Below are 16,428 nucleotides of genomic sequence, written 5' to 3'. Positions count from 1 at the left end.
ACTTATGAAAGCACGAGTTTAAAACAATACTTGAATTGTTTATGTAAGAGCTGTTTATACTTGAGTTAAGACTAAGTAGAAAATGAAGGAGGCTACGGCTGAGTGAAGGACAGCAGTTGATAGAAGAGGAATTTAAGAGACTAATCAGGTACTTAAGAGTATTTTTGACACCAATGCTTGTATGCGATCGCCTATTAAATGTTAATGTATAGTTTAGGTGATAATTTAATGTCATTAATACAATTGGATCGCAGCGGAATTTAAAGCCGGAAGCAGAAAAAATTGAGTTTGTGTGTCAAATTTGGGATAAATTGGGATTCATGGGATCGCTAGCAGAATTATTTGTCGAGATGCCACAACAAGCTGGCCCAATCTAATAAGTGAATCAGGCATTAAATGCAAAAGTTCGTAACTAGACTATGGAATTAGCCCAAATCAATTATATTTTGCCACTCACATATTTACCAATTACAAATTACAAATTACCCCTTTGATTGTTTCACTTCCAATACCTGCGCCAGTGAAACAAATTCTCCCACAAATTCTGCATAAAAGTATTGCTGCCCAAGCGCTGCGACTCCCAAACAGCAGCAGTTTGACCGTTAATTGCCGAAAAACTCGACCAAATATAAGGAAGTTCGGCGATCGCCTCAACCTTCATCCCGTGACGCACAGCCAATGCGATCGCGTGAATCAACTCAGCAGCTTGTGGCCCCACAATACTCGATCCCAAAATCTCCCCGTTGCGACGCCCGACAATCTTACAAAAACCACTTGTATCCCCGGACATTTGAGCTCTTTCAACATTCTTGAAATATTCCCGACAAACAATGAGATCGTCTCCAAAACGGCGCCTTGCTTGCGCTTCAGTCAAGCCCACCCTCGCCAATTGCGGGTCAGAAAAAATCGCCCAAGGAATCCCGCGATAATCTATTTGAAACATGGGCAAAAACAAAGCATTTTTCACAGCAACCGCAGCTTCGCAATTAGCGATGTGAGGGAACGGATAACCCCCAGCAAGATCGCCGATCGCGTAAATTCGGTGATTAGTTGTTTGCAGCTTTTCATTTAAAATCACCCCGCGATTGCTGAATTTAACCCCAGCCGCTTCGAGATTTAACGATGAAAAATTGTGTCCTCTACCGGCGGCCAGAAAAATCTCCTCAGCTTCGATCGCCCTTGGCCCAGCTTGAATCCACTTCTTACCATCAATCACCCTCGCTTGAGTCACCTCAGTCGCAGTCAGAATTCGCACTCCTTCAGCTTCCATTGCAGCTTGAACCAACCCAGCAGCCTCCCGGTCTTCTTTAGCCAAAATGTGCGAACTTTTCACTACCAAAGTGACAGCAACCCCCAGCCGAGCAAAAGTCTGAGCCACTTCAACACCGCTGGGATCTGCGCCGATTACAGCCAAACTTTTAGGCAACTGTGGAAGTTTTGCTAATTCCCCGACAGTTTCCGAAGTAAAAAAGCCAGCAGATGAAAGTCCTTCAATATTGGGAATCGTGGGCAGAGTTGGACAAGCCAGCAAATAACAGAGCGATCGCAATTTCCTACCGCCCGCGACAAAAGCCAAATCCGGTTTCGCCACAAACTCGCCGCTGCCAAAAATAACATCGACCCCGCGAGCAGCCAAAACGCCGAGATCGTCAATTTCTGACAAATTAGAAACAACACCCTCGGCCCACTTGAGAACCCCGTCAAACCCCAATTTGATAGGCATAGAGGAATTAGCGACTTCCCAGCGAACCCCCAACTGCTGGCGGGTTATCTGCTGGGCAAAACGAGCAGCCTCCCTCAAAGTTTGGCTGTATCTCAAACCAAGGTCGATCGACTCTTTCCCCCCTGTCGGCAAATCTTGGGAATTACTTAGCGGTTCCACCAAAGCAACGCGAGCCGGGAAATTAGTTGCAGTCAAAGCAGCATAACGTCCGGCCGGAGTTCCACCAATAATCACTAAATCATAGTCAAGCATAAATAAAGAAGTCAGTTGTTAGCTATTTGTTAGTTATTTGTTATTTATTTATGAGTTATTTGTTATTTATTTATGAGTTATTTGTTATTTATTTATGAGTTATTTGTTATTTATTGTAAAGAGTCAACTGACAACTGACAACTGTCAACTGTCAACTGTCAGCTAACGAATAACTTCGGCAAGTCCAGCAATCAGCCGCAGATTGTCCGCCCTTGAGCGCACAGCCACCCGAAAAAACCGATCGCCCAACTCAGGAAAACTCAAACAATCCCGAATCAAAATCCGGTGTCGTTCCAACAGACTTTTTTGAATTGAAGAAACCGACATCGACGACTCAACCAACAAGAAATTAGCCGCCCCTCCAAAAGGCTGCAAACCCGGCAAATTAGCCAAACCCTCAAATAGCTCTCGGCGAGCAACAGGCAGCCAATCCCAAGTTTGCCGCTCAAAAACAGTATCTCGCACCACAGCAGCAGCAGCAGCAGCAGCCAAAGCATTTACAGGCCAAGGATCGCGCAGCAACTGCCAGCGGCGCAGAATATCGGGATGGGCGATCGCGCAGCCCAACCGCAGTCCCGGCAGAGAATAGAATTTAGTGAGCGATCGTAAAATCACCAAATTCGGAAACTCCTCAACAGCATCGATCAAAGTTTCCTGCTCAGAAGGCGGTAGAAAGTCCATAAAGGCCTCATCCACCACCACCATACCTAACTGCTTCAAATAAGGCAAAATCGCCTCCCTACCAAATAGCAAACCCGTAGGATTGTGCGGGTTGTTCAGGAGCAAACCTCGTCGATGATCGGCATCAAGAGCAAGAGGAACCGGGAGACGGAGAGAAGGGGAGACAAGGGAAGGGTTAGAAACCGACAAATCATCAGTTACTAACCGGCTTCCAGCCTCCGCGTCCAACGATTTCAGATCCAACTGAGATGTCGCACCCTTCTCAATTACTTGTTTCGGAACAGGCATCTTGCCTGTTCCACAAGAAAATTCATCTTTTGTGGAATGGGCATCTTGCTCGTTCTTGACAATGGTGCAAGATTTAAGATCCAAATGGCATTTGAGTACCTGCGCGCCAAAAGCCGAAAGAGCCCGCCAGTAATCGCCAAAAGCCGGAGTCACCAAATAAGTCGCCTCCAGCTTCGACAAATCCCAAGCCGCCCAAGTCAACAATTCCGCCGAACCATTCCCTGGCAAAATCCAATCCCGGTCCACATTCAAAGCCTCCCCCAAAGCAGTCCTGAGCTCCCCATAATCCGGGTCTGGGTAAGCCGTCAGACTGCTCAAGTTTGATTGAATCGCAGCCAGGGCCGACTCAGGAGGGCCCAAAGGACTGATACTCGCAGAAAAATCGAGAATAGCAGAGGGAGGGCAGCCTGCCAGTGCGGCTGCCCAAGCTAAATTCCCACCGTGTACAGGTCTAATCAAGACTCAGTTCGCCAGCTATTCTGCGTTTTTCGGGGGTGCAACTCTGTCCTTAAACAACTTCCCTGCGGAAAATGCAGGAACTCTGGTTGCCGGGATTTCCATCTTGTCGCCAGTTTTGGGATTGCGACCCTCGCGAGCCTTGCGTTCCCGCGACTCAAACGAGCCAAAACCGACAAGCGTCACCTTGTCGCCATCGGAGACAGCTTCCATGATTGCTTCGAGGGCGGCACTCAAAACAGCATCTGCCTGTTTTTTCGTCACGCTAGCCTTTTCCGCGACTGCATCAACCAATTCACCTTTGTTCATTGCGAACTCCTTCTGGATTTGCAAAATTACGTTAAACAGACTTAGTTCAACTATTAGCCGTGAGTTATCAACTCGATTGAGGTGTGGATTGGGAGGTTTGGGTGGTTCCCGATTGCTCCCGTCCGCTTCCCCGAATCACAACTCCTGCTCAATACCAATTACCCTAGGATAATTGGTCAGAAAAGGAATTTTTGTTTCTAACTGCTGAAAACCCCACAGCATCTAATTTTCACTGCATTATTCTAAAGTCTTGCCGACCGTTATGGATCGGTGGAACCTTTAATTTATATGGATTTGGACAATTTTTTTAATTAATCCCAAAATTTAGGTAAAAAAATACCACCTTGGAGAGAAGATTTCTCGCCTCGGTGGATTTGAAAGCCTTAAAAAAGGAGAAATAGAAGGAATAAAATGTAATTTGTCAAGGGCTAAAGGAAAATTTTTTTCCTTCTTCCCTCTTCCTTTCCCCTCTTTCTTTCCCCCGTGGGGTCGGGCTGTTTCATTCTCCCGAAACCCGCCAGGGACTGAAGTCCCTGTCTCATAGCTGAAGTCGTCTGAAGACGACTGAAAGAGTGATTTATACTCCTCTTGCATAGGACTAATAAGTGCTTTAGTCCTCTAAAAGAGGACTAAAGCTTTGAGGCAGGGGTTTCAACCCCTGTCGGACTGTAGGACTGTCGGACTCAGGGGAAAGAGCGTGGAAAGTTGACAGCAAGGCATTTTTCCTTTGTTCCTACTGTCTCGGCTGGACCGGCTGACTGCGCTGCAACAGTTGGCGCGCGTCGGGACTAATGTTGTTTTGGTAGCCAAAGTTCGATCGATCGCTATCATCCAAAATCTGCGGTGTCAGCAATACAATCAACTCCGCCCGCTGGTTGGCCTTACTGGTTCTCCTAAACAGCGAACCGATAATCGGCAAATCTCCCAAAATCGGAATCTTGTTCGCTGTAACCCGTTCTTCATCGCGGATAATCCCCGAAACAATCAAAGTCTGACCGTCCCGCAGGCGAATTAGGCCTGATTGCAACGATCGCTCGCCCAGCAGCCTAATAGTATTGGTGTTCGCGCCTGTGGCCAGGTTTTGCTCGCCGCCAGGTGTCCTGATAATCGGGTTCACCCGCAGAGAGACAAAGCCATTATCGTCAATCCGGTCGATCGCCACCCCCAACTGCAAACCAGCCCTGTCTTTGACGGCCGTCACCGTTGTGGTACTTGTATTGCCGGTACTCTGGGTTTGGGACGTGATGTTAGTAATCACCTCATCAGTAATATTCACATTCGCCGTTTCTCCTTCTTGAACCACCAGAGTCGGATCGGTCAGGATTTTGGCATTCTGGCTCTGAATAGTTGCCTGCAACGCCGACAGGAACCTCCTCGGATACTGGAACAGCGGGAACAGGCCGAAAGTTGCACTTCCCGAGGCGTCCCGAGATCCAGGCTCGTAATCCGTAATTCCAACTCGCGTGGGGTTATTAGTAATTGGGGCTGTCGGCTGGAGGAAAACACCTTTGGCGGGACCTTCGAGACCTTGACCTGTAAATGGCACGATACGCCGGCCGTTCGCATCGTAGAAAACATCCGGGGTTCCTAGGGGGTTGGGGACGATCGGCCGAGCGTTGATCCCCTCAAGGTCAGTCCCACTGGGCGGATTGATGCCGCCAAAATTGAGACTTGCCACCCCGCCGTCATTGACAAAGAAATTGTTATTAATTCCAAAAGAGAAGCTGCTGTTGGTTCTGTTGTCTCCCAACAAGTTGATATCGATCACCTTGACGTTGACAGCCACTTGACGGCGACGCAAATCTAGCTGCGTCAAGAAAGCCACAGCCATGTCAACTTTGCGCGGGTCTCCCACTAAAGTGATGGAATTGAGGCGAGAATCCGCCAGCACCGACAGTCCCCTCAGCAAGAGCGGCCCGGTGCCTTCCCTAGCGCCGATCGCCTTAATGTCCGGTTCCCTAATTTCTACATCCCGCGCCGCATTTCCCTGGCCCACGCTTTGAATCGTCACCCGAGTAATCGGCAGTTGAGTTTCCGCGCCTTGAGCGCTCAAAAAGTTAGCTGCATCCGTAGACCGAACTTGATTGAGCCGCAAAGTCCGAATGATAATATTGCGCGAGTCGATCGGCAAGCTAGTCCCTACAAAAATCGTCCGCCCCTGGCGGTTAGCTTGCAGTCCGCTGAGCCGCAGCACGTAATTAAAGACATCTTGCACCGACTCATTTTCGATGTCCAAAGAAATTTTCGGCCCTTCATCTGAGCCGGAGGCTCCCGGCTGACCAGGCACTGCGGGCTGACCCGGTTGACCAGGGGCCGCACCGCCTGTAAAAGCGATGTTCAATCCAGCAGCGCGGGCCAGCAGAGCCAAAACGTCCCGGACTGGGGCATCCCGCAGCACCAAGCGGGGGATGCGTTCTCCCGAACTCAGTTCAATATTTCCCGCGCCAGGGGCGATGTTAGACACTGCGATATCTCCCAAGGGCGGCGCCACGGCCCGCGGCTGGAAAGGCGCCGCCTGATTTGTCTGGGATTGTATTTCGCTGGGGAGGGGGGGGCGATCGTTTCTGGTAACAGTAACTTCGGGATTTGGCAGCAGCACACCTGAGTTTTGCGAGGTGCGGACTTGGGGAGCCGGCGCGGGAGCTGTTTGGCTCAGCGGCAGTCCCGGAGGCGGCGGGGGTGCAGTTTGGGCAGACTGTACTGTACCACCCTGTCCGGCAACGCTGAGGACGATGCTTTGGCCTTGTCCCGGAACAATTTGTCCGTTGGGAACTCCGTTGGTGCCGGCTACCACAACGCGGATGCTGTTAGCCTCTACCTGGCTGATTTCTACTGAAGAAATTCCCGGAGCGGGGTTATCTTGACGGAAGCTGTTGCCTTGTGGCAAGCGAAGCTGGGTGTTGATAATTGTGGCTTGGTAAGTATTCCCGTTATTGATGGCGAAAACTTGCGGGCGATCGCCCTTTTCTGTCGCCATGACAATATTTACGCCATTATTACCTTGACTTACTTGCACTCCTGTGACTTGAGTCGGCACTGCCAAGACGGGGGCTTGGGCGATCAGAACTCCTGCAACGCTGCATAAGAGTCCTCCACTTAACCGTAGATGCTGTTTCACGTTCTCTCCTCAACTACAATTTGTATTTGTTGTTCGCAGTCTTTTGTCGCTAGCTGCTAAACTGACTGAAAGATTCTCGCTTCGAGTCTATTTAAAAGCAGAAATTATGCCCTTTTCGATTTTAGATTTTCGAGGGGAATAACCGCTGACATAATGGTTAGAAACTATCCTACAGTTCCCTTTTTGGGAAACTTGGTATTAGAAGAAAGTAGGTTCTAGAGCAAATTTTTGATTGCCATATATTTTTTTTTGTGGCATTCATATTTTTTTACTTCTACCTTCAATCTTCAAAATAAAACCTTCTGCCTTCTCTTTTTTTGTGAAAAAGCAAGTTGGGAACAATAGCTAATATCTATCCGCCCAACTACCGCTACTTAGCACCAGGACTCGGAGCCGGAGTTGGCGGTTTTTCTTCTTGCTTTAACGGCAGCAGCGCGTGCAAGTCAAAAGCAGTTTTAATTTTAGTTGGCGGCTGCTCCACAGGAACTATTTTCCCCTTCAAAAAATCAACCTCAATTGGCTGATTTGATGCTAGCAATTCAGATTTCAAATTCCTAACTACCAACAGCGACTGCATCAACTCCAAGTTACGCATAAAATTGCGGGTTTGAGCGAAAGTGCCTTCAAACTCTACCTTAAATTTTTTGCGTCTGAGCTTGCCAGCCAGGGACGGCCCGAAGGAGGTATCCGCCAGAATATCAGGGTCTGGAGCTCCCGGCGCGGCGTTTGCTGCTGCTGGGGGCATATCCGGCTCAAATTTGGTAATTTTAGCCTTGAGGTCATCTCCTTGCACGCCGGCGTTGATTCTATTAACGAGTTGGGTCATGTCAAGCAAAAGCGTGTTGGCGCTGGCGTCGCTGGCAAACATTGCCGTCACGTTGGCCCGGCGCTGTTTTGCTTCTTCTTGCTTTGCTTCTGCTTCTGCCTTTTTTTGAATTTGAGTTTGCAATTGCAGTTGCGTTTGCTCGCTTTCGCTAAGTTTTTGCTTGAATGCGTCTCTTTTTTCGAATTCGGGCAGTACGAACTGGTAGCCAATGCCACCGGCAATGACGAGGCCGAGAACCGCGATGCCGATTGCTTGGACTTGGGGTGTCAGCTTAATGCCGAATATTTCCTGACCCCCTGTCTCTTGTGCTTGTGCGCCGCTGGGAATAAACTGATTTGCTGTCATTGTTTTTTCACCTCTGGTTTTTGTGGTTCTAGCACTCCTTTTTCTTGAAGTGTTTCTATCCGTATTGCTAGGCCGTCTGCTTGCTTGCTTCGCAGCTCGGGGAGCAACTCGGAGGCCCCCGTCGGGCTGAGTGTCGTTTCAATTTTATATTCCACCACCGGTCGCAGTTTGGGAAGTTCTGCTGGTGCTGCGTTTTCGTTACGCACTTGTAATTGTGCGGGGTTGTTTTTTAATGTGGCCGCTATCAGTTTTGTATCGGTGTTAAGGAAGAAAGGAGAGCGCTGGACTAGCAACATAAAGTCGTTAACTTGAGCAAAGGTACTGGCTATCCCTGAAATTTGTACTTTTGATGCCTGCTGCGGGACGACGGCGGGGGGAGGTGCTGCCGGGGTGGGGCTGGCTGCTGGAGACGGACTCGCCCCTGGGGAGGCTGCGGGAGTTGGAGCAGGGGGTGGGGGTGCTGCTGCAACGGGGGAGGGACTCGGGTCGATTTGCTCGATTTTGCCAATTTGCACTCCCGCCGGAGTACGGGCACTGAGGTCTTGCAGCATCGCCGACCAAGGTTTAATTTGGTCGAATACTCCGGCTAATGCTTTGTATTCGGCGGTAACTTGGTCGGTTTCGGCGTTGATGGCTTTGATGGTGTTGGCTTGAGTGTTTAACTTGGCCAGTTCTTGGTCGATGGCTTCTTGTTTTGTGGCCAAGCTGGTATTTTCGTTAGTCGCCCACCACCAGGCGCCCATGACTGCGGCGATGATGCCAAGGGCAAACAGCGTCGCCCCATATATGGGCAGTTGGTCTTTGGCTCCACCGGAACTTTTTTTAGCTGGGCTTTTGGTTGCAACGGGTTTGTAGTCGGGACGGTCGTTGAGAAAATTAATATCTAGGCTGTACATGGCTTCACTCGATTTTATAGCAGAAGGTAGAAGGCAGAAGGCACAAGGTAAAAGGTAGAAGGCACGAGGTAGAAGGTAGAAGGTAGAAGGAAAAAGTGATCTAGCGTTTAGGTTTCAGGAATTAAGAATGTCCTAACAGTCTTGGCTGTTGCTATAGATTTAAATTTGAAATTTGAGATTTTAGACAGAACCCAAGATTGCTGGTACAAGTGAAGGATTTATTTAGGGAAGAAAGAAACAACTTTCTGCCTTCTACTGAAGGAAGGGGCTGCTTCTACCTCAGATATATTCTACCTTCTATCTTCTACCTCCAATATTCTACCTTCTGCTTTCTGCCTTCTTCTTTTGGAAGGGGTTTTTACCTAAAATTCTCAAATCTGTTTTTCTCTCATCTAAAAGTGTTAGGTCACATAACCTCCCTTAGTCCTAAACCTAGGGCGACTCCTAAACCTGCTCGCTGTTCTGGGGTAATTTCTTGGCTGATTTCGAGTCCTAGGGTTTCGATGGGATCGACTTGAGATGCGGGCAAGCTTAATCTTTGCATAAAAAATTCGTCTAGTTTGCCGATCGCAGCTCCTGGGCCTGCTAGCAGCAGTTGCGCTACTTCGAGTTCTTCGCTCTGGTTGAGGTAAAAGTCTACTGAGCGGCGCAGTTCGTCTGCTAGTTCTCCCAATACTTTTATCATCGCATTTGTTCCCGGATTGGCGTCTCCCGATGCGCCCATTGTATCTGTGACGGGCAGGGTCATGCCTTGCAGTTCACTGGTGTCTCTGGTTGGCGGCAGGTTCATGGCTTGGTTGAGGGCGGTCTGGATTTGGTAGGTGCCGATCGGGATGGTACGGTTGAACTGAGGTATGCCGTCCACTACTATAGCTAACTCGGTGCTGTCAAATTCTATGGCGGTGAGAACTGCTGCTTCTTGGGAGGAAAATTGTTGCAGTTGTTCTTTGAGGGTGCGGATTAGGGCAAAACTGGTTACTTCTAATACGTCTATAATCAGTCCGGCTTCTTTGAATGTTTCGATGTATGTGTCGGTAACTTCTCTGCGGGTTGCTACTAACACGACTTGTACTTTTTCTACTCCGTCGTCATCTACAAAAAGGCCTATTTTTTGATAGTCTACGTCGGCGTCTTCTCTGGGAAACGGCAAGTACAGTCCTGCTTCTGCGTTCATGTAATCCCGCAGTTCTTCTTCGTTGAGCTCTGCAGGAACTGGGATGAGACGGATGACGGCTTCGCGGCCGGGAATGGCTGTGGCTACTCGCTTGGCTTTGATTTTGTTGTCGGCAAGGACGGTACGTATTAGTTCTGCCATTCCGGGCGGATCGACTATTTGTCCTTCTTGTACATAGTCTTCTGGAACTTCTATGGAGGCTAGGATGCCTAATTTTAATGCCTGAGCTTTCTTTTCGAGCTGAATGATGTTGATGCGGTCTGGGGCTATTTCGATCCCGATTCCTGGCTGGCGTTGGGAAAGTAGACCTTTGAAAAAGTTAACCATGTGATTGGGTCGCCGATAATTGCTATTTTTTTCTTTTGTTGTTGGCCAGCCTGATTCAGCGTGCCCGGTGTTGGAGGGTTGGTTTCCAACTGCCGCAAGAGTGCTGTAATCTCGGTATCCCGCCGTAGCTACGCAGCTCCGTCTGTGTTGCGCGATCGCTAGTTCCGATTTTATGCTATCCAATTTACTTGACAATAGCTATTCTGCTGCGAATGTCAATAAATTCCAGCAGAATCGACCGAAAACCTGCCGATTCTGCACAAAAACAGACTATCTCGATCCTGGGCCCAGGTACAAAACTTTGTTACTGACTCGATCGCGCTTGATTCGGGCGATTCCCTACCCTACCCTACGGGAACCCCTACGGGGAACGGGAACCCCTGCGGGAAGATAGCTTCGCTTCACGCTTTTTTGTCTGACGGTTCCGATAACTCTCAAATTTTATTCTATGAAACGTAAATCTTGGCAACTGTTTGCTGTTTTTGGACTGGTAGGGCTGCTGCTGGCTGCGGTGGTGAGTTGCGGCAAGCCGGCTGTTAATTCCCAGGCAAATAATACGCAGGAAATCGAGTTCTGGACTATGCAGCTTCAACCTCAGTTTACTGAGTATTTCAACAAGACGATCGCCGGTTTTGAAGCCGAAAATCCGGGGGTGAAGGTGCGCTGGGTGGACGTTCCTTGGTCGGCGATGGAAAGCAAGATTTTGGGGGCTGTTTCGGCGAAAACTGCGCCGGATGTGGTGAACCTAAATCCAGATTTTGCTTCGCTGTTGGCGGGACGCAATGCTTGGCTGGATTTGGATTCTCGGATTCCGCAGCAAGTTCGATCGACCTATCTGCCAAATATCTGGAAAGCTGGCGTACTCGACGGCAAGAGTTTTGGCATTCCTTGGTATCTCACGACTGGGGTAACTATTTACAATACGGAGTTGTTGAAGAAGGCTGGAATTGCTAAGCCTCCGGCTACCTATGCCGAGTTGGCAACTGTTGCCAAGCAGGTGAAGGAAAAGACTGGTAAGTTTGCTTTTTTTGTGACTTTTGTGCCGGAAGATTCGGCAGAAGTTTTGCAATCTTTCGTGCAGATGGGTGTGCCTTTGATTGACGCTAAAGGCAAGGCGGCTTTTAATACTGCTAAGGGCAAAGCTGTTTTTCAGTATTGGGTAGATTTGTACAAGAACGGACTTTTGCCGCAGGATGTTTTGGTGCAGGGACATCGCAGGGCGATCGAGCTTTATCAAGCTGGGGAAACTTCTTTGTTGGCTTCCGGGCCTCAGTTTTTGAAGGCGATTGCTGAGAATGCTCCTAGTATTGGTGCTGTTTCGGCTGCTGCGCCTCAAATTACGGGGGAAACCGGCAAGAAGACTGTGGCGGTGATGAATTTGGTTGTGCCCCGCGACAGCAAGCGCCCTGATGATGCTGTCAAGTTTGCTTTGTACGTGACTAATTCTCAAAATCAGTTGGCTTTTGCTAAGGCTGCTAATGTTTTGCCTTCTACGGTTGAGGCTTTAAAGGACGATTATTTTAAGAACGTTCCGGCTGACGCTCCTGCAGCCGATCGCGCTCGGGTTGTTAGTGCTTCTGGGTTGAGTTCCGCCGAGCTATTGATTCCGCCTCTCAAGGATGTTAAGAAGCTGCAAAAGGCGATTTATGACAATTTGCAGGCGGCAATGTTGGAGGAGAAATCGGTAGAACAGGCTGTGGCTGATGCGGCTAAGGCTTGGGATCAAAGGTAGTTTTGAATTGCAGCAGGGGCGGGATTTTATTTGCTCTAGCCCCTTGCTTTTTTAGGCAATTTGACATATTGTTAAATCATGGCAAATTGTGCCGCCATATATATCAGCATATAAGCTTTTAAGTTATTATCGAATGATGAAATTATCGCCTCTTCACAAGGCGGAGTCGGAGGAGAACTCTGGATAAGACAATCTCCAATATTTTAGAAGTAAATGTTTGTTGATAAGAAGGCTTGCTCATCCCAGAAACCGAGTTTATTTATCCCGTGCGATCGCCTTTATCAATTCAGCTTGATTGATAATTTGTAGGAGTATAGCCTGAATTCCTCAAATATTCAGAAATTTGACTCGTGTTAAAATCAAAGCTCAGCTCAGAATAGGATAAAATTCTTATGCCAGCGATGACGCTCAAAGATTTAAACCAAGTTCAAACCCTTTTTTCCGAAGCGGGTTTAGATTACCAAATTGAACTAGAAGACGGGATAATTTCAGTTATGGGGCCATCAGACATCGTATCCAGTGAAATCAGTAGCCGTCTCATCGCCTTTCTTTTCGCTTGGATAAATCCCCGTCGCTTGGGGAGAGTTTTTGACTCCGCAGGCGGTTTTATCATGCCGGATACGAATGTCAAAGTACCGGATGTTTCTTTTGTGCGCGCCGCCCGCTTGCGCCAAAGTCCGCGGTATTTTGGAGAACTTGTCCCCGATTTGGTGGTTGAGATTAAATCTCAGAGCGATCGCATTAAGCTTATAGAAACCAAGGTTTTGAAGTTTATAGAGCTGGGTGCGATCGTCGGAATTCTGATCGATCCTGATCAAGAAACAGTGACTATTTATCGCTCTACAGGTGAACCGACTGTTTTAGGAAATGGCGATATCTTAACAGTAGCAGAACTTTTTCCCGGTTGGGAATTGCCCGTTTCGGAATTGTGGCCTCCTATCTTTACTGAGGAAGAAACACAATTCTGATGGGTTTAAGCTTGGGATTGTTGTTGTTGCAGAAAATAGCCGACGAGATAAAGCGAACCGCAAAGGATTGTTAGGTTGTCACCTGTAACAGCAGCATCTAAAGCTGTTGTTAAGTCGCAGAAGGCTTGACATAGAGTTAATTCGGGACAGATAATTTGAGCTAGGGCAGCTAATTCTGCGGGGGATGAGGAGTTGTGATCGGGTACGGGTACTAGGTAAAGCCGATCGCCCTTTTTGAGTAATGCTTTCAAAATATCATCGCAGTCTTTAGTCGCAAGAATGCCGATTACCCAGTTAATCGGTTGGGAACTGTTAAGATTATCGACATATTCGCGCAGTGCGATCGCTGCGGCGGGGTTGTGCGCGCCGTCAATTAATATATTGCGGTTTTTCCAAGTTGTCTGCTGGAGTCTTCCGGGCCATTGGGTTTTGGCGATACCGTTTTCGATGGCGGTTTGGGAAATTTGCCATCCTTGGTTGTGGAGAATTTGCAAAGTTGCGATCGCAATTGCTGAATTCATTAATTGAATTTTTCCCAGCAGCGGCAATTGATATTTTATTTTAACCGCATTTTGATTAAACTGATATTCGGCGAATCCTTGTCCTAAATCTATTGCTGGTTTTACCCAAGTTGCCGGACAATCTAATTCTTGAATGCGTTTTTCTACTACTATTCTAGCTGATTCTGGCAATTCTCCCATAACTGCCGGACACTTTGATTTGAGAATTCCCGCTTTTTCCCCAGCAATATCTGCGACGGTGGGGCCGAGTATTTGCCAGTGTTCGAGACTGATAGAAGTGATGACGCTAGCGAGAGGTGTTTCGCAAACGTTAGTCGCGTCTAATCTACCGCCCAATCCAGTTTCTATGACTGCGATGTCTGCTTTTTGTTCGGCGAAATACAGCCAAGCTGCGGCGGTGATTATTTCAAATTGAGTGGGAGTTTCGGTGTTGTTTTGAGTAGCGGCGACAACTCGTTGGAGACACTGCTGCAATTGTGTTGAGGAAATCGGTTGTTGGTTGATGCAAATTCTTTCTGTCCAATCGATTAAATGCGGGGATGTATAGCGTCCAACTCGATAGCCTGCTTCTGCTAGTACGGAAGAGAGATAAGCGCAAACGGAACCTTTGCCATTGGTGCCGGCAACGTGGATAATGGGTACTTGTTTGTGGGGGTTGTCTAGTTTTTCGAGAAGTTGGTGAATTCTTTCTAGCCCAAGATGGACGCCGAAATGTTGGTAAGATTGGAGGAGGGAACTTGCATTCATTGAGGATATCTGCTATGGTTGACCCTAGTTAAATTGAGTCCTCTAATTTTTATAACAGATGACAAATATACTGCAAGCGATCGCTACAATTATCAATAACCTTATACCTGACTTACTCAGTCATTATAAAATCCAAAGGAACAATAGAACTAATGCTGTGGGTGATGCACTCGAGCATTTTGTCAAGGATGCTTTTGCCAATACGATAAATGAACCGGAACTCAGCAATAAACTTGAAAAGTACGATGAACTATTTTCTTGGATGCGTGGCAATAAGAATAATCCTCCCGATTTAATCATCAGAAATGGTGATGCCATAGAAGTAAGTAAAATAAAAAATTCCAGCGCAACGATTCAATTAAATAGTTCCTATCCAAAATCAAAATTGTTTTCTGACAATCCACAAATTGTCTCAGCGTGTCGTGATTGTGAAACATGGACAGAGAAGGATATTGTTTATGCAATTAGAGCCACCAGTGATGACAATACAAAAGAAAATCTACAAACCCTCTGGTTTATTTATGGTGACTGCTATGCTGCTAGCAAAGAATATTATGAAGGAATTAGAGACCAAATAGTCACTGGGATTAATGCAATTCCCGATGTCGAATTTAGCGAAACAAAAGAGTTAGGGAGAGTGAATAAAGTAGACAAATTAAATATAACAGAATTAAGAATTAGAGGAATGTGGGTAATAAAGAATCCTTCTAAAGTTTTTGATTATATAGATATAGAATCTAACCCCCAGAAAAATTTTCAGATAATCGCCATAATGAAGGAAAGTAAATATTTGTCTTTTCCACTTGACAGCAGAACAATGATCGAATCCATATCAGTGCCAGGATTTAATATTAATACTCAGCCGATTAAATGTCCCGATAATCCTGTAAACCTCATACCTGCTAAAATTATTACGTACAAAATCTAACACTAAAGGCAAAGGCATTATGGATATCATATCTCTGTTTGCAGGATGTGGTGGGCTGGATTTGGGTTTTCGACAAGCAGGATTTAATATTGTTTGGGCGAATGAGTACGATCGCACTATTTGGGATACTTATGAATTGAATCATCCTAGCACTCGACTAGACAAGAGAGATATTAGAAACATTAAATCTGAGGAAATACCGAACTGCATAGGCATAATAGGTGGACCACCTTGCCAAAGCTGGAGCGAAGCCGGTGCTCAAAGAGGTATTAATGACAGTCGGGGTCAGCTATTCTATGACTACATTAGAATTGTACAAGAAAAACAACCCTTGTTTTTTCTTGCTGAAAATGTGAGTGGCATATTAGCAGCAAAGCACAAACAGGCTTTCGCTAATATCTTATCGCAGTTTAAAGATATAGGGTATCAAATTGCATACAAATTACTGAATGCTAAAAACTTTGAAGTTCCTCAAGATCGTCAAAGAGTAATCATCATTGGCTATCATGAAAAAATGAGTGCTTTTTTTGAGTTTCCAGAAGCGAGAAGTAAAATTTTAACTCTTAGGGATGTTATCGGTAATTTGGAATCTATAGAACCCTTGAAAGTTACATATAAGGAGAAACCAAAAGACTCTAACCTTAAAGTTCCTAACCATGAATATCTAGATACTGGATTTTCTAGTATTTATATGTCCAGAAATAGAGTTAGGAGTTGGTTAGAACCTTCTTTTACAATCCAGGCTAGTGGCAGACACGCACCTCTTCACCCTCAATCTAGCAAAATGATTGTCGTTGGCAAAGACAAACGCAGTTTCGACCCCACTTCACCTAGACCTTACCGCAGGCTTTCTGTGAGAGAATGTGCGAGAATACAGACGTTCCCGGATGATTTTATTTTGAAATATCAAAATATTATTGATGGCTACAAGATGGTTGGAAATGCCGTGCCTGTTAAGTTAGCGGAGGTACTAGCAAGCAAGATACATGAAGATATTAAAGAATATCAAAAAGCCAGTTTAAAGACAATTATAAATCCCACTGAATATCAAACTCCATTAAGTTTATTAGCTTCTGAATGGAAATTAACGCCTGATGTAGAAAATAAATCTCTTGCAAAAGCACAATCTTAGGGTGA

At 46.7% G+C, this 16,428-nt stretch carries 13 protein-coding genes; 5 read left to right on the top strand and 8 right to left on the bottom strand.

The features are described from left to right. Positions 1-499 precede the first annotated feature (499 nt). From QUA57_RS17495 to pilM, 7 genes are all read right to left on the bottom strand, one after another. Positions 500-1,975, bottom strand: coding sequence for an NAD(P)/FAD-dependent oxidoreductase (locus tag QUA57_RS17495; protein ID WP_333062515.1), 1,476 nt, complete (start codon positions 1,973-1,975; stop codon positions 500-502). Between the two features lie 162 nt (positions 1,976-2,137). Beyond that, a complete protein-coding gene (locus QUA57_RS17490; RefSeq protein WP_333062519.1) occupies positions 2,138-3,403 on the bottom strand; it encodes a threonine-phosphate decarboxylase in 1,266 nt (421 codons plus the stop codon). A gap of 15 nt (positions 3,404-3,418) precedes the next feature. After that, entirely contained in the window at positions 3,419-3,727 is a 309-nt protein-coding gene (locus QUA57_RS17485) for an HU family DNA-binding protein (RefSeq protein ID WP_278187376.1), read from the bottom strand. Positions 3,728-4,442: 715 nt separating this feature from the next. Continuing rightward, positions 4,443-6,827: an AMIN domain-containing protein gene (locus QUA57_RS17480; protein WP_333062520.1), complete on the bottom strand. Its 2,385-nt coding sequence runs from the start codon at positions 6,825-6,827 to the stop codon at positions 4,443-4,445. A 370-nt stretch (positions 6,828-7,197) separates the two neighbouring features. Beyond that, positions 7,198-7,998 carry a pilus assembly protein PilO gene (locus tag QUA57_RS17475; RefSeq protein WP_333062522.1) on the bottom strand — a complete coding sequence of 267 codons (801 nt, stop codon included), beginning with the start codon at positions 7,996-7,998 and terminating at the stop codon, positions 7,198-7,200. Next, positions 7,995-8,894 carry a PilN domain-containing protein gene (locus QUA57_RS17470; protein WP_333062524.1) on the bottom strand — a complete coding sequence of 300 codons (900 nt, stop codon included), beginning with the start codon at positions 8,892-8,894 and terminating at the stop codon, positions 7,995-7,997. Before QUA57_RS17470 ends, QUA57_RS17475 begins: the two co-directional genes overlap by 4 nt. Positions 8,895-9,300: 406 nt before the next feature. After that, complete coding sequence (pilM, locus tag QUA57_RS17465; RefSeq protein WP_333062549.1) at positions 9,301-10,395, bottom strand: type IV pilus assembly protein PilM; 1,095 nt, start codon at positions 10,393-10,395, stop codon at positions 9,301-9,303. Positions 10,396-10,567: 172 nt separating this feature from the next. On the opposite strand from pilM, the gene QUA57_RS17460 reads away from it, so the two are divergent. From QUA57_RS17460 to QUA57_RS17450, 3 genes are all read left to right on the top strand, one after another. After that, on the top strand, positions 10,568-10,789 hold the full coding sequence (locus QUA57_RS17460) for a hypothetical protein (protein ID WP_333062527.1): 222 nt from the start codon (positions 10,568-10,570) through the stop codon (positions 10,787-10,789). A 54-nt stretch (positions 10,790-10,843) separates the two neighbouring features. After that, positions 10,844-12,127 carry a sugar ABC transporter substrate-binding protein gene (locus QUA57_RS17455; RefSeq protein WP_333062529.1) on the top strand — a complete coding sequence of 428 codons (1,284 nt, stop codon included), beginning with the start codon at positions 10,844-10,846 and terminating at the stop codon, positions 12,125-12,127. Positions 12,128-12,519: 392 nt separating this feature from the next. Continuing rightward, positions 12,520-13,095, top strand: a complete 576-nt coding sequence (locus tag QUA57_RS17450; RefSeq protein ID WP_333062531.1) for a Uma2 family endonuclease — start codon at positions 12,520-12,522, stop codon at positions 13,093-13,095. A 5-nt stretch (positions 13,096-13,100) separates the two neighbouring features. Here QUA57_RS17450 and QUA57_RS17445 read toward each other — a convergent pair whose 3' ends face one another. Next, on the bottom strand, positions 13,101-14,363 hold the full coding sequence (locus QUA57_RS17445) for a folylpolyglutamate synthase/dihydrofolate synthase family protein (protein ID WP_333062532.1): 1,263 nt from the start codon (positions 14,361-14,363) through the stop codon (positions 13,101-13,103). A 58-nt stretch (positions 14,364-14,421) separates the two neighbouring features. Between QUA57_RS17445 and QUA57_RS17440 the strand changes: the two genes are divergently transcribed. Beyond that, entirely contained in the window at positions 14,422-15,291 is an 870-nt protein-coding gene (locus tag QUA57_RS17440) for an NgoPII family restriction endonuclease (protein ID WP_333062535.1), read from the top strand. A gap of 19 nt (positions 15,292-15,310) precedes the next feature. Next, positions 15,311-16,423 carry a DNA cytosine methyltransferase gene (locus tag QUA57_RS17435; RefSeq protein ID WP_333062537.1) on the top strand — a complete coding sequence of 371 codons (1,113 nt, stop codon included), beginning with the start codon at positions 15,311-15,313 and terminating at the stop codon, positions 16,421-16,423. The last annotated feature ends 5 nt before the right edge of the window (positions 16,424-16,428 follow it).

Origin of the sequence: Microcoleus sp. Pol7_B2, assembly GCF_036701035.1 — a bacterium.
In the GTDB taxonomy this organism is placed as follows: Bacteria; Cyanobacteriota; Cyanobacteriia; order Cyanobacteriales; family Microcoleaceae; genus Microcoleus.
The sequence above is the reverse complement of the archived record's forward strand: the minus strand, read 5'-3'. Positions and strand labels throughout refer to the sequence as shown.

Excerpts from the sequence above, each read along its gene's own strand:
- QUA57_RS17495 (WP_333062515.1), bottom strand. The coding sequence starts at position 1,975 with ATGCTTGACTATGATTTAGTGATTATTGGTGGAACTCCGGCCGGACGT.
- QUA57_RS17475 (WP_333062522.1), bottom strand. The coding sequence starts at position 7,998 with ATGACAGCAAATCAGTTTATTCCCAGCGGCGCACAAGCACAAGAGACA.
- QUA57_RS17470 (WP_333062524.1), bottom strand. The coding sequence starts at position 8,894 with ATGTACAGCCTAGATATTAATTTTCTCAACGACCGTCCCGACTACAAA.
- pilM (WP_333062549.1), bottom strand. The coding sequence starts at position 10,395 with ATGGTTAACTTTTTCAAAGGTCTACTTTCCCAACGCCAGCCAGGAATC.
- QUA57_RS17460 (WP_333062527.1), top strand. The coding sequence starts at position 10,568 with ATGCTATCCAATTTACTTGACAATAGCTATTCTGCTGCGAATGTCAAT.
- QUA57_RS17455 (WP_333062529.1), top strand. The coding sequence starts at position 10,844 with ATGAAACGTAAATCTTGGCAACTGTTTGCTGTTTTTGGACTGGTAGGG.
- QUA57_RS17450 (WP_333062531.1), top strand. The coding sequence starts at position 12,520 with ATGCCAGCGATGACGCTCAAAGATTTAAACCAAGTTCAAACCCTTTTT.
- QUA57_RS17445 (WP_333062532.1), bottom strand. The coding sequence starts at position 14,363 with ATGAATGCAAGTTCCCTCCTCCAATCTTACCAACATTTCGGCGTCCAT.
- QUA57_RS17440 (WP_333062535.1), top strand. The coding sequence starts at position 14,422 with ATGACAAATATACTGCAAGCGATCGCTACAATTATCAATAACCTTATA.
- QUA57_RS17435 (WP_333062537.1), top strand. The coding sequence starts at position 15,311 with ATGGATATCATATCTCTGTTTGCAGGATGTGGTGGGCTGGATTTGGGT.